This window comes from Mannheimia sp. USDA-ARS-USMARC-1261 (assembly GCF_000521605.1).
Lineage (GTDB): Bacteria > Pseudomonadota > Gammaproteobacteria > Enterobacterales > Pasteurellaceae > Mannheimia > Mannheimia indoligenes.
Map to the genome: position 1 here is coordinate 1233939 of NZ_CP006942.1, position 23407 is coordinate 1257345.

Genomic DNA, 23407 nt, shown 5'->3' on the forward strand with positions numbered 1-23407 from the left:
TAATAACAATGACAAAATTCAACAACATCGAAACCACTTTAGTTCAAATTGGCAACCGAACAGACCCTCGCACCGGTGCGGTGGCAATGCCGATTATTCTTTCTACCGCTTATGGTCGTGATGGCTTGGGCGAATCAACTGGTTGGGATTACACCCGCACCAAAAATCCAACCCGTGCCGTGCTAGAGCAGGGAATTGCTGATTTAGAAGGCGGTGATGCCGGCTTTGCAATGGCTTCAGGTATGGCTGCAATTCAGTTAGTGATGTCGCTATTTAAAGCCCCTGATGAATGGATTATTTCAAGCGATGTTTATGGTGGTTCTTACCGTTTATTCGATTTCAGCCACAAAAATCACGGCACTTTAAAGCCTGTGTATGTGAATACGGCAGATTTAGCAGCGATTGAGGCAGCAATTACCCCTAATACCAAAGCGATTTTTGTGGAAACACCGTCTAATCCGTTAATGGAAGAGTGCGATGTCGCCGCAATTTCTAAAATTGCGAAAAAACACAATTTAATGCTGATTGTGGATAATACCTTCTTAACGCCGGCATTATTCCGCCCGATTGAACACGGTGCCGATATTGTGATTCATAGTGCGACCAAATATTTATCCGGCCATAATGATGTGTTAGCCGGCTTAATTGTAGCAAAAGATTCAGAAGCCACTAAAGTAAACGGACAAAACTTAAGCGAGCGTTTATTCTATTTCCAAAACTGTGCCGGTGCGGTGCTTTCGCCATTCGATTCTTACCTTGCGGTGCGTGGAATGAAAACCTTAGCGTTGCGAATGGAGCGTCATCAATACAATGCTACGGAATTAGCAAAATTCTTGGCAGAGCAGCCAGAAATCGACAGCGTGTTATATTCAGGCAAAAGCGGTATGTTGTCGTTCCGCCTGCAAAAAGAAGAATGGGTACCTAAATTCCTTAAAGCGATTAACTTGATTACCTTTGCGGAAAGTTTAGGTGGAGCAGAAAGTTTTATCACTTACCCGGCAACCCAAACTCATATGGATATTCCAGAGGCAGAACGTATCGCTCGTGGTATCACTAATACCTTGTTACGTTTCTCAGTCGGTTTGGAACACGTGGAAGATATTAAAGCGGATTTACTACAAGCCTTTAAACAGTTGAAGTAGTTGTTCATCCTAAACTTACAAGCGGTCATATTTTTTGTATTTTTTGCAAAAGAGATGACCGTTTGTTTTTGAATGTATGAATAGGTATTTGAAAGGAAAATGTTTATGGATTTATAAAATTCATTATTTCAATACTTTATTTAACATAATATACGTTATGCGAATTTTTTGTGTAGGGAAATTATTTTGATTTATGACTTATTTATGCCATTTTTGTAACAAATACTTTCCATTTTCAACCAAGTTATGTTAGGCTTTAGCAACTTAAAATGAGATAAGGACTTTACTAAATGAACAGCATATTAGATAAAAAAATCAAATCTACTGCAATCCCATCATTATTGTGTGATTTTTATAAAACTTCCCACAGAATACAATATCCGGAAGGCTCTCAATTTTTATACAGTACCTTTACGCCTCGTAGTAATGCAAAAGCACTTTTTCTTCATCGTATTGTTTCATTTGGTTTCCAAGCATTTATTGTAAAATATTTAATCCATTATTTTAATGATAACTTTTTCTCTCGCTCAGAATTTGACGTTGTTACTGAATATACGAGATTTATTGCAGATACCTTACAAATTGAAGATTCCGGCGAACATATTGCACAATTACATCAATTAGGCTATTTACCGATTAGAATTAAAGCCATTCCTGAAGGTAAATCGGTTGCAATCAAAGTGCCGATGATGACTATCGAAAACACACATCCTGATTTCTTTTGGCTCACTAATTATTTGGAAACATTGATTAATGTTTCTCTATGGCAGCCGATAACATCGGCATCTATTGCTTTTGCTTATCGTAAAACATTAATGCAATTTTCTGAGCAAACTTGCGATAATAATAGTCATCTCCCCTTCCAATCTCACGATTTTTCAATGCGTGGAATGAGTTCGTTAGAATCAGCTGAAAGCTCAGGAGCCGGGCATTTAACCTCATTTTTAGGCACAGATACAATCCCCGCCATTTCATTTGTTGAAGCCTACTATGGTTCAAAAAATCTTATCGGAACGTCCATTCCTGCTTCCGAGCATTCTGTAATGAGTTCGCACGGTGTTGATGAATTACCAACATTCCGCTATTTAATGGGTAAATACCCCAATAATATGCTCTCTATTGTGGCAGACACCACCGATTTTTGGCATAACATCACGGTAAATTTGCCATTGCTCAAAGAGGAAATTCTCGCTCGCCCAGAATCGGCAAAAATTGTCATTCGTCCTGATAGCGGCGACTTTTTTGCTATTATTTGTGGCGATGTTACAGCTGAAACCGAACACGAACGTAAAGGATTAATTGAATGTTTATGGGATATTTTCGGTGGAACAATCAACAACAAAGGCTATAAAGTGCTTAATCCGCATATTGGAGCTATTTATGGCGATGGTGTAACCTATGAAAAAATGGTTAAAATTTTAGAAGGATTAGAAACAAAAGGCTTCGCATCCAGTAATATTGTGTTTGGTGTAGGGGCTCAAACCTATCAACGCAATACAAGAGATACGCTTGGTTTTGCGATTAAAGCTACTTCTATCACAATTAATGGCGTTGAGAAAGCCATTTTCAAAGCCCCAAAAACTGATGATGGTTTGAAAAAATCGCAAAAAGGTCGAGTAAAAGTAATTACTTTAGATAGCTATATTGATGGCTTAACTGCTCTTGATGATTTTTCTGATGATCTTTTAGAGCTGGTTTTTGAAAACGGTAAATTGGTTAAAGAAACAAATTTTGATGAAATCCGTCAAAATATTTCTGCTCAGTTTTAGCTAAAGCAAGCGGTTGAATTTTTTAAATTTTTTGCAAAATTTCTATAAAATTCAACCGCTTGTTATTTACTATTTACTTAGTTAAATCAATACGATACACCGCAAAGCCTGTTTCATCATTTTCAACATATTCCATCGGATATTGTGCATTCTCTTTTATAAAAGTTTTTGCTTTTTCCGTTGGCGATGTTTCAAAACGAATATCCAGTTTTACCGTTGCGTTAATTGGTGCGATTCTCCAGTTGTTATCCGCTTTTGGACTTACTTGTCCGTGAGCTTTACTTTCTGAGGTAATATAATTCGCTAACACTTGGCGATTTTCATCAGGTGCAGCAAAAACAATATGTTTATCGCCGGTTCCCGGGAATTTAGCACCATAAGCTCGGTAGTTGTTCGTTGCAATCAAAAACTCTTGGTTTGGTTCAACAGGTTTACCGTCAAAAGTGAGATTTACTACACGGTGTGCGTTTTCATTGATTAACTTACAATCGCCGTCATAGCGAGCCGGTTGGGTTAAGTCAAATTGATAATTTACGCCATCAATTACATCAAAGTTATAGGTGCGAAAGCCTGTCCAATCAAGTAAAGATTGTGGTTTATCACTCGTTGTATCAATTTGTTTGTACATTCCTGCACTGCATTCTAACCACTCTTTCAGCTCTGCTCCGCTTGCTTTAACCACCACTAACGTGTTTGGATAAAGGTATAAATCTGCCGCATTACGGAACGTTAATTCGCCGCTATCTACTTCAGTATAGCCTGTTGGATCGTTTTTACGACCACCTGCTTTAAATGGTGCTCCGGCACTTAAAATAGGAATACCTGCAAGTTCGGGCAAGCCTTTAACTACATTTTCCACATAGGCTTTTTGTGCTTGGTTTACAATTTGAATGGTTGGGTCATCTTGAACTAACGCAAGATAGCTGTACATATTATCTGTTGCTTTACCAATCGGTTGAGCCACAAATTTACGCGTTTCTTCGTGTGTTTCTTTTAATAATGCCGCAATTTCCGGGTGGTTTTCAACTTTTGCTTTTTTCGCTTCGGCATCATAAATTGGACGTAGCTCTGCTCTGCCGTCCACCACGCCCCATTTGCCATTATGTTGAGCTAAACTTAAATCAATCACACTGATATTATTTGCCCAATAACCTGCCATACTTTGAGGAACATTTTTCATTGTGCCTTTTTCAATATCTGCATTTGGCGATTGTGCAAATTCTTTATTTGGGAATAAACGGTGTGAATGTCCGAAAATTACTGCATCAATACCTTTTACATCAGCAAGATAAAAAGCTGAGTTTTCCGCACCTTCTTGATAAGGTTCATCAGATGGACCTGTGTGAGCTAGAGCAATAATCACATCTGCCCCCGCTTCCTTGATAAGTGGAATATATTTTTGTGCGGTTTTAACAATGTCTCGTGCTTCAACTTTACCTTCAAGATTTGCCTTATCCCAAACCATTACTTGTGGTGGTACAAAACCGATATAGCCGATTTTGACGGTTTGTTCTTTGCCGTTTTCATCAATGACTTTTTTCTCTTGAATATCATAAGGTTTGAAGAATGGATCGTCTGTACCCGGTTTTACAATATTAGCATTCACAATGGGGAATTTAGCTTGTTTGATAGCATCATCTAAATAAGCTAAACCATAGTTAAATTCGTGATTACCGAGCGTCCCTGCATCATATTGCATCGCATTTAATGCCATAATTGAAGGCTCTGCCCTGCCCTCTTTTGAACCTTTTGTGGATTGGTAGTCTGCAATCGGATTGCCTTGAATTAAATCGCCATTATCCACCAGTACACTATTTTTCACTTCTTCTCTGGCTTGCTTAATTAAAGTTGCAGCACGAGTGAAACCAAATTTATCGGTTGGGGCATCTTTATAATAGTCAAAATCGGTTAAGAAACTGTGAATATCGGTTGTAGCAATTACACGCAATGCAGCTTTATTTTGAGCATTTTTAGCAAAAGCCGACGGTTGAGTACCTAAAATAAGCATTGCACTTGCACCGAGTTGAATAAATTTTCTTCTATTTAGCATAAAAAATCTCCAGATGAAATAGAACAACAAAATTGCAAAATATTTTAGAAAAATAACCGCTTGTTTGCTACGTTTTTTCGCATTTATACCCTGTTATATCAAATTTTAATCATATTTTTACCTTTCTTTAACTTCAAGGATTTATTTTAATGGCTGAAAGGTGTATCCTTTGTACCTGAATATACAGATAAAATTTGTATGCTATTCAAAGTCATTTCATAAAATAAGGTAATTTGACCATGTCTAAAAACTTAATCTTAATCCTTAACTGCGGTAGTTCATCTCTTAAATTCGCTATTTTAGATCCTAAAACCGGTGATGAAAAATTATCAGGTCTTGCGGAAGCTTTTCATTTAGAAGATGCACGTATCAAATGGAAGTTAAATGGAGAGAAAGGTAATGCCGATTTAGGTGCAGGTGCGGCACATAGCGAAGCACTTACATTTATTGCTGAAAAATTATTGTCTGATGAATTAAAAGCAAATATTGGTGCTATCGGTCATCGTATTGTTCACGGTGGTGAGAAATTTACATCTTCTGTTGTGATTACAGATGAAGTGATTAAAGGTATTGAAGAAGCCGTTCAGTTCGCTCCGTTACATAACCCTGCTCATTTAATCGGAATCAGAGAATCCTTCCGTATTTTTCCAGAATTGAAAGATAAGAATGTAGCTGTGTTTGATACAGCTTTCCACCAAACTATGCCAGAGCAAGCATATTTATATGCTCTTCCATATAATTTATATAAAGAAAATGGTATTCGTCGCTATGGTGCTCATGGTACTAGCCACTTGTTTATCACATCACAAGTTGCAGAATTTGCAGGTAAACCTGTAGATGAAACAAATGTTATTGTTTGCCACTTAGGCAACGGTGGTTCAGTTTCTGTTGTGCGTAATGGTAAATGTATTGATACGTCAATGGGTTTAACACCATTAGAAGGTTTAGTAATGGGAACTCGTTCTGGAGATCTTGATCCTGCTATTATTTTCTACCTATATAAAAATTTAGGTATGTCTATTGACCAAATTGAAGAGACGCTAGTGAAAAAATCAGGTCTTTTAGGCTTAACTGGAGTAACAAGTGATTGCCGTTATTCTGAAGATGGTTATTACGATGAATCTAAACCTGAAGCGAAACGTGCTTTAGATGTTTATAGCTACCGTTTAGCGAAATACATTGGTTCATATATGGCAATTTTAGGTGCAGATCACTTAGATGCTATCGCATTCACAGGTGGTATCGGCGAAAATTCAGGTTTAGTGCGTGAATTAACGTTAAATCACTTAAAATTATTTGGTATTAAGTTAGATAATGAGCGTAACCTAGCTGCTCGCTTTGGTAAAGACGGTGTAATTACAACTGACGACTCAGCGTTTAAAGCTGTAGTAATCCCAACTAACGAAGAGTTAGTAATTGCACAAGATACCGCTAAATTAGCATTATAATAATACAGGGGCAGAGTTTCTGCCCTTTCACTTTCTAATTGGAAATAATTATGTCTAGAACAATTATTCTTATTCCTATTTCAACAGGTGTCGGCTTAACCAGCGTCAGCTTAGGTTTAGTCCACGCATTAGAACAAAAAGGCTCTAAAGTTGGTTTCTTAAAACCTATTGCTCAGCCTATTAGTGGCGAAGATACTTTAGACCGCTCAACTACAATTATTCGTACAGACCAAACTACTGAAGTTGGTGAGCCATTTATGCTAAGCGAAGCAGAAGCATTGATTGGTCAGAACCAAACGGATGTTTTATTGGAAAAAGTGGTAGAACGTCATCAAAAACTGTCTAAAAATAATGAAATTATCATTATTGAAGGTTTAATTCCAACCCGTAAAAATTCTTATGCAAATAGCATTAACTATGAGATTGCACAATCACTCGATGCTGAAATTATCTTAGTTGCAGCTCCGGCTTCAGATACACCGGCTCAATTAAAAGAACGTATTGAAGCTGCTGCTTCACAGTTTGGTGGTCGCCACAATCCGAATTTATTAGGTGTCATTATTAATAAATTCAATGCTCCTGTTGATGATTCCGGTAGAACTCGCCCTGATTTAACTGAAATCTTCGATTCATTCCAACATTCTAATAATAATGTTTCTGAAGTAGAAAATCTTTTTGCGAAAAGCCCGATTGAACTATTAGGTTGTATTAGTTGGAAAGCAGAGCTGATTGCGACTCGTGCTATTGATGTAGCTAAACATTTAGGTGCTTCAATTATTAATGAAGGTGAACTTAAAACTCGCCGTATTCGTGGCGTAACTTTCTGTGCTCGTAGCTTGCCACATATGGTGGATCACTTTAAAGCAGGGAGTTTATTAGTAACTTCTGCTGATCGTCCGGAAGTATTAGTTGCTGCTTCACTTGCCGTAATGAATGGTGTGAAAATTGGTGCAATTTTATTAACCGGTGGTTATAAAATTGATAGTACAATTGCTAAACTTTGCCAACAAGCTTTTGAAACAGGTGTTCCTGTATTCCGTATTGAAGGAAACACGTGGCAAACTGCATTGAGCTTACAAAGTTTCAGCTTAGAAGTACCTGTAGATGATAAAGAGCGTATTGCTGCGATCAAAGAGTATATGGCAAGCCAATTTAATGTGAACTTCATTGATGAAATGTCTAAAGCCGGTACTCGTACTCGTCGTCTATCCCCTGCTGCATTCCGTTATCAATTAACAGAATATGCCCGTCAAGCGAAAAAACGTATTGTATTACCGGAAGGTGATGAGCCTCGTACAGTAAAAGCTGCTGCATTGTGTGCTGAACGTGGTATTGCAGAATGTGTACTACTCGCACCACCTACAGAGGTAGAACGTGTTGCTGAAGCTCAAGGTGTGGTATTAGGCAAAGGTATTACGATTATCGATCCTGCAACTATTCGTGAAAACTATGTTGATCGTTTAGTTGAACTGCGTAAAGCAAAAGGTATGACAGAAGTCGTTGCTCGTGAGCAATTATTAGACAATGTTGTATTAGGTACGATGATGCTTGAAGCCGGTGAAGTTGATGGTTTAGTATCAGGTGCTGTAAATACAACCGCCAATACTATTCGTCCACCAATGCAGATTATTAAAACTGCACCGGGTAGCTCAATTGTTTCTTCAATCTTCTTTATGCTATTACCTGATCAAGTATTGGTATATGGCGACTGTGCGGTAAACCCGGATCCAACCGCTGAACAATTAGCTGAAATTGCAATCCAATCGGCAGAATCAGCAAAAGCATTTGGTATTGATCCTCGTGTTGCAATGATCTCTTACTCAACAGGTACTTCCGGTTCGGGAGCCGATGTTGAGAAAGTGAAAGAAGCTACTCGTATTGCCAAGGAAAAACGCCCGGACTTAATCATTGATGGTCCATTACAATATGATGCGGCTATTATGGAAGATGTTGCTCGTTCTAAAGCACCAAATTCGCCGGTAGCAGGTAAAGCAACGGTATTTGTGTTCCCGGACTTAAATACGGGTAATACCACTTATAAAGCAGTACAACGTTCTGCGGATTTAGTTTCTATCGGTCCAATGCTACAAGGTATGCGTAAGCCTGTAAATGACTTATCTCGTGGGGCTTTAGTTGATGACATTGTTTATACAATCGCATTAACCGCTATTCAAGCAACACAATAATTCACTTATTATTGATTAATAAATGCCCTTTCACGCAAAGGGCATTTTTATTTTTGCCTACCCTACTTTTTAATTTAATCATATAATCTTAGTCGGATAAAACATAGAGAGTAAAGAGGAGAATTTATGGAGAAAATTGAACGCCTGTTTGCGAATAACCACGCTTGGGCAACTCAGATGAAGGACGAACAATCCGATTATTTCAAAAAATTAGCCGAGCACCAAAAGCCAACCTATTTATGGATTGGTTGCTCGGATAGCCGTGTTCCTGCTGAAAAACTAACAGGTTTAGAACCGGGTGAATTATTTGTGCATAGAAATGTAGCGAATATGGTTATTCATACCGATTTAAACTGTTTATCCGTCGTACAATATGCAGTAGATGTGCTAGAAATTGAACATATTATCATCTGCGGTCATACCAATTGCGGTGGTATTAATGCTGCAATGGCACAAAATGATCTTGGTTTAATTAATAACTGGTTACTCCACATTCGAGATATTTGGTTTAAACATAGCCATTTATTAGGTAAATTGCCTTATGAAGAGAGATCAAATGTACTAACTCGATTGAACGTAGCAGAGCAAGTTTATAATTTAGGGCAATCTTCTATTATCAAATCCGCGTGGGAAAGAGGAAAATCGCTCTCATTACACGGCTGGGTTTATGATGTCAAAGATGGCTTTTTGAGTGATCAAGGTGTAATTGCGACCAGCCGAGAAACTTTAGAAATAACTTATCGCAATGCTATCGCTAAGATTACAACCGATGCGAATGAAAAACTAACATTACTTGAAGAAACCTAACCTTACAAGCGGTCATATTTCATTACTTTTTTGCAAATTTTAAATTATTTTAATGAGTATTTTTTGTTCAAACAATTGTTTTTGGTAATAAAGATTTAAATTTTGCTAAAAGCATAAAATATAGTATATAAAATTATAATGCAGCAATTTTCTAACTTTATCTTTATAAAAATCCAATTTTATTAGCTTAAAAAGCAGATAAAACCAGAATTCTTGTTAAAGACATAGCTAGACAGCTATAAAAAAATCCTGCAGAATCGAACCAACTTAATGCGATTTTTGGTTGGAGGATTTAATGAAAAAACTTTCTGGTGCAGAAATGGTGGTACAGTCCCTTAAAGATGAAGGCGTTGAATACGTTTTCGGTTATCCGGGTGGCTCTGTACTTGATATTTATGATGCCATTCATACACTTGGCTTAAACCACGTTTTAGTCCGCCACGAGCAAGCTGCTGTACATATGGCAGACGGCTATGCTCGTTCTACCGGTAAAGTGGGGTGCGTGCTGGTTACTTCAGGACCGGGAGCAACCAATACCATTACAGGTATTTTAACCGCTTATACCGATTCTATCCCAATGGTAATCCTATCAGGGCAAGTGCCATCTAGCTTTATTGGGAGCGATGCTTTCCAAGAATGCGATATGATTGGTATTTCTCGCCCTGTCGTGAAACACAGTTTCTTAGTAAAAAATACCGAAGATATTCCTCATATCATCAAAAAAGCATTCTATATTGCTTCAACTGGTCGTCCCGGTCCTGTGGTGATTGATATTCCAAAAGATATGGTAAACCCATTAAATAAATATCCGTATGAGTATCCGAAATCAGTATCAATGCGTTCATACAATCCAACAGTACAAGGTCATAAAGGGCAAATCAAAAAAGCATTGAAAGCCTTATTGGTTGCGAAAAAGCCTATTCTCTACATTGGTGGTGGTGTAATTAATGCAGAATGCTCTGCAGAAGTTACAGAGTTTGCTCAAAAACTAAATCTTCCGGTTACAACCTCATTAATGGGGTTAGGTGCTTACCCTGCTTCTGATAGACAATTCTTAGGAATGCTCGGTATGCACGGTACTTATGAAGCAAACAATGCAATGCACGAAAGTGATTTAATTTTAGGTATTGGTGTGCGTTTTGATGATCGTACAACAAATAATTTAGCCAAATACTGCCCTAATGCGAAAGTAATTCACGTTGATATTGACCCAGCCTCTATTTCAAAAACCGTACCGGCTTATATTCCGATTGTAGGCAGTGCAAAAAATGTAGTTGATGAATTTTTATCATTATTAGATGATGAAAATCTTGCAAAAAGTCAGACAGATTTAACCGCTTGGTGGCAACAAATTGATGAATGGAAAGCTCGTAACTGCTTATCTTTTGAAGAAAGCTCAGAGGTAATTAAACCACAACAAGTCATTAAAATGATCCACAAACTTACTAATGGTGAAGCCTATGTTGCATCAGATGTTGGTCAGCACCAAATGTTTGCAGCACTTCATTATGGCTTTGATAAACCACGCCGTTGGATTAACTCAGGTGGTGCAGGTACAATGGGCTTTGGCTTACCGGCTGCAATGGGCGTTAAATTTGCTCACCCGGAAGCAACGGTTATTTGTGTAACGGGCGATGGCAGTATTCAGATGAATATTCAAGAGCTTTCAACTGCTAAACAGTACGACACCCCTGTTGTTATTATCAGCTTAAACAACCGTTTCTTAGGTATGGTAAAACAGTGGCAAGATATTATCTATTCAGGTCGTCATTCACAGGTGTATATGAATTCTCTACCAAATTTCGCTAAATTAGCGGAAGCTTACGGACACGTTGGTATTCAAATTGATCACCCGTCTGAATTGGAAGAAAAATTAACTCAAGCCTTTAGCATTAAAGATAAATTGGTCTTTGTAGATATTTTGATTGATGAAACAGAACACGTTTATCCAATGCAAATTCGTGGCGGTGCAATGAATGAAATGATGTTAAGTAAAACGGAGAGAACAAATGCGTAGAACATTAGCAGTATTATTAGAGAATGAATCAGGTGCGTTATCTCGTGTGGTTGCCCTGTTCTCACAACGTGGCTTTAACATTGAAAGTTTAACTGTTGCTCCAACCGATGACTCAAGCCTTTCACGAATGACGATTGTGGCACAAGGCGAAGAAAAAGTACTAGAGCAAATCGAAAAACAATTACACAAATTAGTTGATGTATTTAAAGTAAGTAATTTAAGTGCTTATGAACACGTTGAGCGTGAAGTGTTATTAGTGAAAGTGCGTGCAACAGGTTCATCTCGTGATGAATTAAAACGTATGGTGGATATTTATCGTGGACAAATCGTGGATTTAACCCCGAAACTTTATACCATTCAGCTCTCAGGTTCGAGTGAAAAACTTAATGCATTTATTGAGGCTGTGAAAGAAGAAACCTCAATCGTTGAAATCGTTCGTTCCGGGGTAATTAGCCTCTCTCGTGGCGATAAAAACGCCCTGTAAGCGGTTAAATTTCCGCTGAAAATTGCAAAATCCCTTTATTGAAAGATAAAGGGATTTTCTTATCTTAGAGTGGCAATATCAACACTTTTGATCTGCGTTGATAGTTATAATTTTCTCGCTTATAACGAGGTAAATCTTGAGCATCTGCTAATCTAAAGCCACGTTCTTGAAACCATTGAGTAGTTCGGGTGGTTAGCACAAAGAGTTTTTCCATTCCTAACTGCTCTGCTCTTTTGCGGATATTCTCCAATAAAATATCGCCTCTTGAGGAATCTCGATAATCCGGGTGAACCGCCACGCAAGCCATTTCTGCCATTTTTTCTTCCGAATAGACATTCAATGCCGCACACGCAATCACTACGCCATCCCGCTCAATAATAGTATAGTTAGCAATTTCCATTTCTAGCTGTTCACGAGAGCGTTTAACCAGAATGCCCTGTTGTTCAAGAGGACGAATTAAATCCAGTAATCCCGGAATATCTCTTGCAGTAGCAATGCGAATATTTTCCGAGCTTTCCATTGAGAACTGTGTACCGATACCATCACGAGAGAATAACTCTTGCAGTAGTGAGCCATCTTCTTTATAGCTCAGTAAATGGGAACGTTTTACCCCCTCTCGACAAACACTGATCGCTGCCTGTAAAAAACGGGCTTTTGCCGTATGATACTGCCCTTGCTCGATTAAATTGTTCAGCACCTTTTGTGCATCTTGTGGCAAGATATCCGAAATGACATTGCCTGCTTCATCTAAAATACCCTGCTCTTCACAAAAACCGATTAATTTATCGGCACGAAGTTTAATTGCAACTTGAGTGGCAATATCTTCAAACGGTAAATTAAACATCTCTCCTGTTACAGAAGGGGCTATAGGTCCAAGTAATACGATTGAATTTTGTGCAAGCTGCTGTTTGATGCTCTCCACATTAATGCGGCGAATTTTGCCACTTAAGGCATAATCTACCCCATCAACTACGCCAATTGGCTGAGCCAAGATCATATTACCGCTCACTACATTAATCACTTCGGAATGCGGTAAACGCAACGAAAGGCGGGAAAATAAGTCGTAATGCACTTTCCCTACCGCTTGTTTAACATACTCTAGCGATTGCAGATTTGTGATTCGGATATTGTTGTAATACTCAGGCTCAATATTATTTTGGGCTAAGAGCTGATTAATTTGCGGTCTTGCCCCAAACACAATCACTAATTTGATATTCAAGCTATGCAATAAGCTAATATCATTGATAATATTGATAAAATTTGGGCTTTCGATAACATCGCCATCAAGCATAATCACAAAGGTTTTCCCCCTGTGCATATTAACGTAGGGCGTAGATTGTCTAAACCACTGGGCTAAAGCTAATTCTGTGTTGTGCATAATTTTCCTCGTAATAGTAGCAACTATATTAGCTTTTTTAGAAAAATCCGCAACCATTAAATTGAATAATTAGTCATATTTTTTGCATAAATAACAAAGCCCTGATATTCAAAATATCAGGGCTTTATTTATTATGCTTCAGCTTTAGTTAAATCTTTAACTTCTGTTTCTGCGGTTACTTTTTTAACTGCTTCGATACCTTTTTGGCAACTTTGTTTGGTTTTATACGCTTCGCCTGTTGCAACTACTTCGTGGTTACCTGCTTTTAAACGCCAGCGGTATTCGCCTTTAGCATCTTGATAAATTTCAAAATACATATATTACTCCTTAATGTGCTAACCCCAAACACTGTGTTTGGTTGAGTTAGCTTAAGCGAAATTCAGAAAAATATCAAAGCAAGCGGTCATTTCTTTACAAAAAATTGCAAATTTATTGTGCCGATTGCATCAACTGCTCAATATCAGCAATTTCTTTCGGGCAACCACTGGTTAAATTTTTATTACCATAATCGGTAATCAGCAGGTTATCTTCAATACGGATTCCAATGCCTTTATATTGCTCCGGTACATCTGCTTCTTTCGGAATATAGATACCCGGTTCAACTGTCAGTACAATACCAATTTGTAATGGACGATCCCGCTCTGTGCCATAATCACCAACATCGTGCACATCTAATCCTAACCAATGCCCTAAGCCGTGCATATAAAATTGACGATATGCCTTTTGCTCAATCAATTCGTCCACATTTCCAGTCAAAATACCTAAACGAACCAAACCTTCTGTGAGAATTTGCACTGCTTTATCATTAGCTGCCTTAATAGAACTATCCGGCACAAGTAGTTTTGTTGCTTCTTTTATCATCGTAAGTGTTAATTCATACAGTTCTTTTTGTGGCTCGGAAAATTTGCCGTTAATCGGAAACGTTCGAGTGATATCGCCGGCGTAATAAGCAAATTCCGCACCTGCATCAATCAGTAATAAATCACCATCATTTAACACTTGGTCATTTTCATTATAGTGCAAAATGCAAGCATTCTCTCCGCCTGCTACAATAAAATTATAGGCAGGAAATCTTGCTCCAAAGCGGGTAAATTCGTGCTGAATTTCCCCCTCAATTTCTAACTCATAACGATTTGGACGAGTTTGTTTCATTGCTCGGATATGTGCCATCGAAGAAATATGGCAAGCCTGTTGAATAAGTGCAATTTCGAGTTCTGACTTAATTAATCGCATTTCAGATAACATCGGCTGCCAATCAATCAATGTAGTAGGTGTTTTTTGACGATTTGCGTTCATTTCATCAAATGTAGAAAAAAGAATGTTATCGCCCCATTCCTGCAAGCCCCTTGCATAATAACAAGCGGTCAAATTTGTTAATTTTTTTGCAAGAACGGAGTTTATTTCCTCAACATCAAAGGCTTCGTGAAACTGTAACGTTTTAGGAGCATTTTCAATGCCTAATCGCTTCCCATTCCAGGTTTCCATTAAAGGGTCTTTTTTCCGAACAAAAATAATGCTTTCTGTTTTATCTGCTTGTTTAATCAATAATATGGCTGATTGAGGCTCAGCAAATCCACTGAGATACCAGAAGTAGCTATCGGGTCTGAATAAATAATCGCAATCATTGTTACGACGTTTTTCTGACTCGGTAAAAATCAATAATGCTGAGTTATCCTGCATTTGCTCAAATACACGTTCACGGCGTGCGGTAAATTCCTCTTGCGGCATTTTTGCCAAATAAGCGAGATCCATAAATTCCTCTCTTTATTTCATTTTAGTACAGCTATTTTAACACAAATAATCCCATATTTTTAACCTGGCTTAAATCAATTAAAGCTTATATTTGATATATTGAATGTCTCTCAAAAATGATTTAAGATTAAATATAAACCTTAATACAACAAAAAGACCTTTTTCCATCCATTTTATTTATAATAAAACCAAAAAAGACCCAATATGAGCCATAGAGATAATTATGAAGCTTTCAGTAGAATTACAAAATCAGATTAACCAGTTAAATCAACTCAGAAAACAGGCGTTAAAGCAGGAGCAAGAAGAACAGAAATTATTTGAGAAGAATAAAATTAATGACTTGGAGCATTTTGGGAAGCAATTAAATGCACAAAGGAAATTATTGGGGATCGAACTTACTACGCTTGAGATGCAAACAGGCGTTTCAAGCTCTACTCTTAAACGTTTATTTAAAGACCCGAGCCAAGTGAAATTTCAGACAATTTGTGTGGTTGCAGAAACATTAGGATTTAATTTATGTGCAATCAATACCCATCAGCCTGAATAAGCGTTACAACGTATTGGAAAAACATAAAAAAATCGGGCGTATTGCCCGATTTTATGAGGGAAATTATAAATCCATTAATGAAAGTAGCTCATTATCTTTACGATCAACGTAATGGTCAGATTGGATTCTACGGATAGTTCGTGATTTACCGCGAATTAATAGGGTTTCTGTGCTAGCAATATTGCCTCTACGCTTAATTCCCTTCAATAAATCGCCTGATGTAATACCTGTTGCGACAAAAACAATATTATCATCACGCACTAAATCTTCTAATTTCAGAACCGTATTAATCGGTACATTCATCTCTTTACAACGAGAAAGCTCTTTTTCCGTCGCGGTTAAATGCTCCGGACTATTACCTTTTACTTGGTTACGGGGAATGAGTTTTGCATTCATATCGCCACCTAAGGCTCGGATTGCAGCACCGGCAACAACGCCTTCCGGTGCTCCGCCAATACCATAAAGCAGATCTAATTCACCATCTGGTAAACAACACTGTACTGCTGCTGCCACATCGCCATCTGGAATAGCTATAACCCTTACACCAAGTTTTTGTACATCAGCAATTATTTGTTCGTGGCGAGGTTTCGCTAAAATAGCAATCGTTAATTGAGAAAGTAATTTGCCTTTTTTAGAGGCTACACGGCGAAGATTTTGCTCAAGCGGTAGGTTTAAATCAATCATTCCTTTGCATTCAGGACCGACAACCAGCTTTTCCATATACATATCAGGAGCTTTTAAGAATGTTTCTTTCCCCCTGCAGCAAGTACCGACAGTGCATTTGATTGCCCCATCGCGGTAATACGCGTTCCATCAATCGGATCAACCGCTATACTGATTTCTTCATCTTCCAGACGAGATAAACCGATTTTTTCACCAATATACAACATTGGAGCTTCATCAATTTCGCCCTCGCCAATAACAACTTCTCCGCGTATTTCCATCTGGTTTAGCATAAAACGCATTGCTTTAACAGCCGCTTCATCCGCCGCATTTTTATTACCACGCCCAAGCCAAGAATAAGCTGCAAGTGCAGCAGCCTCTGTTACGCGAGAAAATTCAAAAGAAAGAGTTCGTTTCATTTTTGTTCCTTAGTTTCTTGAAAGAAAAACTTTAAAAGAAGAGAGATTATATTTTAACAGTAACGGGAAGCCTGCGTTACTAAAAAATCATCATTTGCATAAAAATTCATAAATAACCAAACTTTTTTATGAAAATAAGGTCTGATTTAGAGTATAATCTTTACAAGTTTTACATCATTTAGAGGGAATTTATTATGTCATTATCGGTTTTAGACCAATTAGAAGAAAAAATCAAACAAGCTGTTGAAACTATTCAATTACTTCAATTAGAAGTTGAAGAATTAAAAGGTAAAAACGATACAGCAAGACAAGAAAACGAAACATTACGCAATGAGTATGAACAATTAAAAGTGGAGCAACAAAACTTCCAAGATCGTTTACGTTCACTTTTAGGTCAAATCGACAACGTTTAATTTCCAATCATAAACGGCTAAATTGTTAGCCGTTTTTTTATTATCTATCAAATATGGCAAAGCTCTATTTTTACTACTCATCAATGAATGCGGGCAAATCGACTACGCTACTTCAATCTTCTTATAATTATCAAGAACGTGGTATGAATACATTAGTTTATACCGCTGCGATTGATGACCGTTTTGGTGTTGGGAAAGTCAGTTCTCGTATTGGTATTTCTCAAGAGGCGACATTATTTAATGCTGAAACTGATTTATTTGCAGAAATTAAGCAATCTCACAACAATAAAACGTTACACTGTATCTTAATTGATGAATCTCAATTTCTTACTAAAGCTCAAGTTTACCAGCTTACTGATGTGGTTGATAAATTAAAAATTCCTGTACTCTGCTATGGATTACGCACTGATTTCCAAGCAGAATTATTTGAAGGGAGTAAATATTTATTGGCGTGGGCAGATGAATTAGAAGAGCTAAAAACTATCTGTGATTGTGGTAAAAAAGCTCATTTCGTTATTCGTTTAAACGAGAAAGGCGAAGCAATTAAAGAAGGAGAACAAATCCAAATTGGCGGTAATGATAAATATCTTTCAGTCTGTCGTTATCACTACAAGCAAAAATTGGGTAAGTTATAATAGATAACAAGCGGTTAAATTTCTCTAGAAATTTGCAAGTTGCAAAAAAATAACAAAATTTAACCGCTTGTATTTATCGTTTATTCGGTAATTTTTCCCAAGTTACTTCATTTCTTAGATAAACAGGTTCGATTTCAAGTGCAGACTGAACATTACCTTTTGCCATTTCTGCCTGTGCAATAGATAACATATGCCGGCTTGAAGGTAAGGTAATTTCGCTAACTACAAGCGGTAAATTTTGTTCGGAAAATTGCGAATACGCCGCCCAGCCTGTACCGACTACAACCGTATTTTCAATTAATTGAAATTGTTGAATTGCAGCTTCAGGCGAACAGACTTGTTCTGCTACTATCTCATTCCATTCATTACCGTTTCTGGAAAATTGAGCAAAATAAACTTCATTCATTCGGGCATCAATTAATGCAATGACGTTTTCTGCACCGAGTTTTTGGTAGGCTTCTTCTGCCATTGCTTTTAGATTAGAGACAGCCACTACAGGCAAGTTTGCTCCCATTGCTAAGCCTTGAGCAACACTTACGCCCACTCTAACCCCCGTAAAACTGCCCGGACCACGTCCGAATACTAAATAATTAACGTCTTTGATCTGAATATTCGCCTGCGTAAGTAATTCATCAACCATTGGCAAAATACGTTGTGTATGGGAACGAGGGCTAATTTCATCAAGGGTGGAAATTTTCCCATTATGCAGTAACGCAACCGAACAGGCTTCTGTTGCGGTATCTAAGGCAAGAATTGTTGTCATAATCTCTCTAAGAAAATAAAAGGCATACGTTTAAACGTACGCCATTATATAAAAATTAGTTAAAAATTGAAATTTTACGGACGATTTTTACGGCGTTGTTCCACTGCTTGGGCTAAAGCAAATAGTGCTTTTTCGCTATCTTCCCAGCCAATACAAGCATCAGTAATACTTTGTCCGTAAACTAAAGCCTCTAAGCCTTTACCTTCGATTAAATCTTGGCGACCTTCCACTAAATGGCTTTCAATCATCACACCTGAAATAAAGTCTGAACCACTTGCAATTTGTCTGCAAACATCTTCACAAACGTCCATTTGGCGTTTAAATTGTTTTTGGCTGTTTGCGTGGCTAAAATCAACCATAACGTGTGGACGATTACCGGCTTTTTCGATAGCTGCACAAGCTTCAGCAACAGATACTGCATCGTAATTAGTGCATTTATCGCCACCACGTAAAATAATATGACAATCCGTATTACCTGCGGTCGTTACAATCGCAGAATGTCCAAATTTGGTAACAGATAAGAAATGGTGCGGTGATTTTGCTGAAGAAATCGCATCTAATGCAATTTTCACACCACCATTTGTACCATTTTTAAAGCCAACGGCACAAGATAAACCTGAAGCAAGCTCACGATGAACTTGCGATTCTGTCGTTCTCGCTCCAATTGCTCCCCAGCTCATAAAGTCTGCCATATATTGAGGCGTGATCATATCTAAGAACTCACCCGCTGTTGGTACGGTTAAATCATTGATATCTGATAACACTTTACGAGCAATACGCAAACCATCATTTAACGCATAGGTTTCATTTAAATATGGGTCGTTGATTAAACCTTTCCAGCCTACAGTTGTACGCGGCTTTTCAAAATATACACGCATTACTACTTCTAAATTTTGGTTAATTGTAGGATTTGCACGCATTTCTTTGATTTTTTGTGCGTATTCTAACGCTGCTTTCGGATCGTGAATTGAGCAAGGTCCAATTACCACTAACAAACGATCATCAGCTCCGTGTAAAATTTTATGGATTGCTTTACGAGTTTGTTCAACAGTTTCTGCTGCTACATCGCTGGCAGGATAGCGTTCTAATAATGCAACTGGGGGTAATAATTCTTCAATATTTGTGATTCTAACATCATCGTTTTTAGTATCTGTATAAGCCATTTTTCACTCTCTAAATAAAAATAAAGCTGTACTATCATAATAGTACAACAATAAAGACATTTCAAATATTTAATTCACTTTTTAATTAAATGTATTACAAACTGATGGATTACCCGCAGTTAAGCCTTTTTTGAACCACTCTAAACGTTGAGCTGACGAGCCGTGTGTAAAACTATCCGGCACAACATAGCCTCGGCTTTGTTGTTGTAATCTATCATCGCCTACAGCCTGTGCAGCATTAAAGGCATCTTCAATATCACGTTGCTCTAATCTATTTTGCTGAGCAAGTTGATGCCCCCAAACGCCAGCAAAGCAGTCTGCTTGCAATTCTACATTGACTGAAATCTGATTTGCCACCGCTTTAGACTTAGCTCCCATCTGTTCACGCTGAGTTTTACCTGTAATGCCTAATAAATTCTGAACGTGGTGTCCTACTTCGTGTGCAATCACATAAGAGAAAGCAAATTCTCCCGATGCTCTCAGTCTTTTACGCATATCATCATAGAATGATAAATCAATATATACTTTTTGATCTACAGGACAATAGAAAGGACCCATTGCCGATTGACCTGTACCACAAGCAGTTTGAGTTGCACCACGATAAAGCACTAACGTTGGCTCTTTATAAGAGATACCATTTTGTTTGAAATAAGCATTCCAAATATCTTCTGTGCTGGCTAACACTTTAGAAGATAAATCTTCTAAATGTGCTTCTTCGGAACTTTCCAATTTTGATGATGCTTGTTGGTAGCTTTCTTGACCGCCCATTAAACCGCTTAAGTCCACGCCATAATAAGCTCCGACCAGCACAATAATAAAGGTAAGAATGCCCCCTTTACCTCGCCCAACGGACATTCTCCCTGAACCACTTGCACGTCTGTCTTCCACGTTATTACTACGTCTTAACCCACCTAATCGCATAATCTTCTCCAATCCATAAACGAAAATTAAAAATTAGATTGATTTTAGCTCAAAGGCACTTTTTATACTACGATTTATTTAATTTAAATAAAAACAAGCGGTCAGATTTTTTTCAAAAGTTGTAAACTTTTAATGAAATCTGACCGCTTGTATTTCTAATTAAAGCTTATCTTGCAAGCACTTCTCGTTTTCCACCCTTACCCGGTTCAGACACAATCCCCTGTGCTTCCATTTGATCCACAATTCTGCCGGCTCGGTTAAACCCTAGTGAGAATCGGCGTTGAATGTTACTAATGGAAACCGAACCTGTCTCAATAGTATATTCTACGACTTCGTCAAATAGCGGATCTAAATCTCCCCCTGCATTATCATTTTTAGTGTCATTATCATCTGATTTCGATTCTACAATGCTATCAAGATAGTTAGGTTTGCCTCTTGCTCGCCAGTTATCTGCCACACGTTGTACTTCTTCATCTTTCATAAATGCCCCGTGTACGCGGATAATATCCGGACTTCCCGCCCCAGAGTAAAGCATATCGCCTCGCCCCAATAAGGCTTCTGCACCACCAGAGTCTAAAATCGTTCTTGAGTCGATTTGGCTCGCCACCGTAAAGGCTATACGGCTTGGAATGTTCGCTTTAATCACGCCTGTAATTACATCCGTTGATGGGCGTTGGGTAGCAAGAATTAAATGAATACCTACAGCCCTTGCTTTTTGTGCAATTCGCATAATGTATTCTTCCACTTCTTTGCCGGCAGACATCATCAAATCGGCAAACTCATCAACAATTAAGACAATATAGCTTAATTTTTGTAGTGGCGGAGGTAAACTGTCCATTGAATCGCCCGGTCGCCACGTTGGATCTGGAATTGGTAAATTCATTGCCGCCGCTTGGTCAATTTTAGCATTGTAACCCTCGATATTACGCACCTGTAAATGGCTTACTAAAATATAGCGACGTTCCATCTCTTCTACCGCCCAGCGTAACGCATTGGCTGCTTTTTTCATATCGGTTACTACCGGCGTTAATAAATGCGGAATATCGTTATAAATGGAAAGCTCCACCACTTTCGGGTCGATCATAATAAAGCGAACTTGCTCAGGCGTAAGCTTGAACAAGAGGCTTAAAATCATTGTATTCACTCCAACCGATTTACCGCCACCCGTTTGCCCTGCAACTAATAGATGCGGCATTTTCGCCATATCAACCACAACAGGATTACCGCTGATATCCTTACCGAGAGCCATTGGCAAGGTTGCAGTGGTGTGGCGGAATTCATCGCTATCTAATACATCACGCAACCACACGGTTTCACGATGTTTGTTTGGTGTTTCAATCCCCATATAGGGTTTATTTGGAATAACTTCAGTAATACGAATTGCCTTAAACATTAATCCACGAGCAATATCACTGGCTAGACCGGTGATTTTAGATGCTTTAACCCCTGCTGCAGGTTGAATTTCATAGCGAGTAACAACAGGACCGACCAACACATCTTCAACGGTTGCTTTCACACCAAAATTCGCTAATTCTGCTTCTAAACGTACAGAAGTATCACGAATTTCTTGCTCGGTAATTTGCTGTGTTTGAACAGGAGCTTTATCCAGCAAATCCAATGTTGGCAATGGGGTTGTTGGTTTCTCGGTGGTTACTTTGCGTTGTAAAAGTGGGTGAATTAAGGTATCGCCATACCCTTTCGGGTAACTTGGTTGCTCCGTAACCTCTTTCATTGCTTTCGGCGGTGTTACCATAAACTCAGGTGTAATTTCACGCACGTCATCAATTTCATCTTCAACCGTTTCTTCGTACTCTTCCTCAATCACATTTTCAATTTGAACTTGAGGAATGATTGCTTCGTTTTGGATTGTCTCAGTAAATGTTGTTGTAGCTTCCATTTCATTTTCAATTGCGGTATTTAAACGAATTGTCGGCATTTGAACGTCATTTATTTGAATATGCTGCGAGCGATAATCCAATTCTTCAGGTTCAACTTGTTCAATCACCTCATCAGCAGTTTCAAGTTGAGTATTGATATTAATAGTTGGCAGTTCTAAATCCGGTTCAATATCATACATTTCATTATTATTGGTTGTTTCAGTGGCAGATTGTCTTAATCCACTAATATTTGGGCGTTTGAACGCTGAAATATCCGTAAATTGCGGTTGTTTTTCTTCCTCTACATCAACAGTTGTTTCTTGTTCTACTGCAAGCGGTTGATTTTGCTCCGAACTTTGCAAATGGTGCGAGACTTCATCAGATTTGCGTTCTTCTGTTTTTGCCATCAGCCAATCATAGAATTGCAATAAAATAGGTAGCAATGATTGAGCTGAGCAGAAATATAAACCAGCGACTGTACAAATCATCGCAATAAGTAATGCCCCGAACTGCCCTATCGTTTCAGAAAGTACAGATTGCCAAATTCCGCCAATAAATCCACCGGAAAGATAGTACGCGGTGTTTGAGAAAAGTACGCTAAATAAGCCTGCAAGCCCAACCATTAGCAAGAGAAAGCTGATCAAGCGGAAGCAGAAAGTTTTCCATTTCATCTCAGAGCTTAAGCCCATACCTAATACATAAATTGATGAAATAATTAAGGTAAAAGGGATTAATACCGCTACTTTTCCAAACATAGCGTAAAGCATATCAATGCTCCAAGCACCGAAACCACCAGCTTTATTTAAGGTCGTTTGCGTAAGTGTGCTTGCAACTGTCCAGGCATTATCTAACGGACTATAACTTGCCCACGCAACTAGTAAATAAATGCCCAGCAGACAAGCTACTATAAGCATTAACTTAATTAACGTTTCTTTACCTTTAAAATGTGGTTTGAGTTGATCTAACACTCAAT

At 38.2% G+C, this 23407-nt stretch carries 18 protein-coding genes and 1 pseudogene; 10 read left to right on the forward strand and 9 right to left on the reverse strand.

Translation table 11 applies throughout. The features are described from left to right. Window positions 1–8 precede the first annotated feature (8 nt). Both X781_RS06010 and X781_RS06015 read left to right on the forward strand, forming a co-directional pair. Window positions 9–1142: a methionine biosynthesis PLP-dependent protein gene (locus X781_RS06010; RefSeq protein ID WP_025235988.1), complete on the forward strand. Its 1134-nt coding sequence runs from the start codon at window positions 9–11 to the stop codon at window positions 1140–1142. A gap of 290 nt (window positions 1143–1432) precedes the next feature. After that, window positions 1433–2911 (forward strand): nicotinate phosphoribosyltransferase, encoded by a 1479-nt coding sequence (locus X781_RS06015; protein WP_025235989.1) that lies wholly within the window; start codon window positions 1433–1435, stop codon window positions 2909–2911. A gap of 73 nt (window positions 2912–2984) precedes the next feature. On the opposite strand, the gene cpdB is transcribed toward X781_RS06015, so the two are convergent. Then, a complete protein-coding gene (cpdB, locus tag X781_RS06020) occupies window positions 2985–4961 on the reverse strand; it encodes a 2',3'-cyclic-nucleotide 2'-phosphodiesterase (protein WP_025235990.1) in 1977 nt (658 codons plus the stop codon). A gap of 239 nt (window positions 4962–5200) precedes the next feature. On the opposite strand from cpdB, the gene X781_RS06025 reads away from it, so the two are divergent. From X781_RS06025 to ilvN, 5 genes are all read left to right on the forward strand, one after another. Further along, window positions 5201–6409 (forward strand): acetate kinase, encoded by a 1209-nt coding sequence (locus tag X781_RS06025; RefSeq protein WP_025235991.1) that lies wholly within the window; start codon window positions 5201–5203, stop codon window positions 6407–6409. 50 nt (window positions 6410–6459) lie between these two features. Beyond that, window positions 6460–8595 carry a phosphate acetyltransferase gene (pta, locus tag X781_RS06030; RefSeq protein WP_025235992.1) on the forward strand — a complete coding sequence of 712 codons (2136 nt, stop codon included), beginning with the start codon at window positions 6460–6462 and terminating at the stop codon, window positions 8593–8595. Between the two features lie 126 nt (window positions 8596–8721). Next, window positions 8722–9402, forward strand: a complete 681-nt coding sequence (gene can / locus X781_RS06035; protein WP_025235993.1) for a carbonate dehydratase — start codon at window positions 8722–8724, stop codon at window positions 9400–9402. Between the two features lie 295 nt (window positions 9403–9697). Beyond that, window positions 9698–11419 (forward strand): acetolactate synthase 3 large subunit, encoded by a 1722-nt coding sequence (locus X781_RS06040; RefSeq protein ID WP_025235994.1) that lies wholly within the window; start codon window positions 9698–9700, stop codon window positions 11417–11419. Continuing rightward, window positions 11412–11903 carry an acetolactate synthase small subunit gene (gene ilvN / locus X781_RS06045; RefSeq protein WP_025235995.1) on the forward strand — a complete coding sequence of 164 codons (492 nt, stop codon included), beginning with the start codon at window positions 11412–11414 and terminating at the stop codon, window positions 11901–11903. Before X781_RS06040 ends, ilvN begins: the two co-directional genes overlap by 8 nt. A 64-nt stretch (window positions 11904–11967) precedes the next feature. Here ilvN and argA read toward each other — a convergent pair whose 3' ends face one another. The 3 genes from argA to pepP form a co-directional block, all read right to left on the reverse strand. Beyond that, complete coding sequence (argA, locus tag X781_RS06050; RefSeq protein ID WP_025235996.1) at window positions 11968–13281, reverse strand: amino-acid N-acetyltransferase; 1314 nt, start codon at window positions 13279–13281, stop codon at window positions 11968–11970. 131 nt (window positions 13282–13412) lie between these two features. Beyond that, the gene (locus X781_RS06055; protein WP_025235997.1) at window positions 13413–13598 is read right to left on the reverse strand and encodes a YegP family protein; all 186 of its coding nucleotides are present in this window, start codon (window positions 13596–13598) and stop codon (window positions 13413–13415) included. A 112-nt stretch (window positions 13599–13710) separates the two neighbouring features. Further along, on the reverse strand, window positions 13711–15033 hold the full coding sequence (pepP, locus tag X781_RS06060; RefSeq protein ID WP_025235998.1) for a Xaa-Pro aminopeptidase: 1323 nt from the start codon (window positions 15031–15033) through the stop codon (window positions 13711–13713). Window positions 15034–15256: 223 nt separating this feature from the next. Here pepP and X781_RS06065 point away from each other — a divergent pair, with 223 nt between their 5' ends. After that, window positions 15257–15580: a helix-turn-helix domain-containing protein gene (locus X781_RS06065; RefSeq protein ID WP_025235999.1), complete on the forward strand. Its 324-nt coding sequence runs from the start codon at window positions 15257–15259 to the stop codon at window positions 15578–15580. Between the two features lie 63 nt (window positions 15581–15643). Here X781_RS06065 and glpX read toward each other — a convergent pair. Further along, a pseudogene (gene glpX / locus X781_RS06070) lies at window positions 15644–16662 on the reverse strand (class II fructose-bisphosphatase). Between the two features lie 194 nt (window positions 16663–16856). On the opposite strand from glpX, the gene zapB reads away from it, so the two are divergent. Together zapB and X781_RS06080 are read left to right on the forward strand one after the other, a co-directional pair. Continuing rightward, a complete protein-coding gene (zapB, locus tag X781_RS06075) occupies window positions 16857–17075 on the forward strand; it encodes a cell division protein ZapB (protein ID WP_025236000.1) in 219 nt (72 codons plus the stop codon). Window positions 17076–17128: 53 nt separating this feature from the next. Continuing rightward, a complete protein-coding gene (locus X781_RS06080; protein WP_025236001.1) occupies window positions 17129–17710 on the forward strand; it encodes a thymidine kinase in 582 nt (193 codons plus the stop codon). Between the two features lie 73 nt (window positions 17711–17783). Here the strand turns inward: X781_RS06080 and tsaB are convergent, their stop codons facing one another. From tsaB to X781_RS06100, 4 genes are all read right to left on the reverse strand, one after another. Continuing rightward, a complete protein-coding gene (gene tsaB, locus X781_RS06085; RefSeq protein WP_025236002.1) occupies window positions 17784–18476 on the reverse strand; it encodes a tRNA (adenosine(37)-N6)-threonylcarbamoyltransferase complex dimerization subunit type 1 TsaB in 693 nt (230 codons plus the stop codon). A 71-nt stretch (window positions 18477–18547) separates the two neighbouring features. Further along, window positions 18548–19636 carry a 3-deoxy-7-phosphoheptulonate synthase AroG gene (aroG, locus tag X781_RS06090; protein WP_025236003.1) on the reverse strand — a complete coding sequence of 363 codons (1089 nt, stop codon included), beginning with the start codon at window positions 19634–19636 and terminating at the stop codon, window positions 18548–18550. Between the two features lie 81 nt (window positions 19637–19717). After that, on the reverse strand, window positions 19718–20557 hold the full coding sequence (gene ypfJ / locus X781_RS06095) for a KPN_02809 family neutral zinc metallopeptidase (RefSeq protein WP_025236004.1): 840 nt from the start codon (window positions 20555–20557) through the stop codon (window positions 19718–19720). A 166-nt stretch (window positions 20558–20723) separates the two neighbouring features. Further along, window positions 20724–23402 carry a DNA translocase FtsK gene (locus tag X781_RS06100; protein WP_025236005.1) on the reverse strand — a complete coding sequence of 893 codons (2679 nt, stop codon included), beginning with the start codon at window positions 23400–23402 and terminating at the stop codon, window positions 20724–20726. Window positions 23403–23407 lie beyond the last annotated feature (5 nt).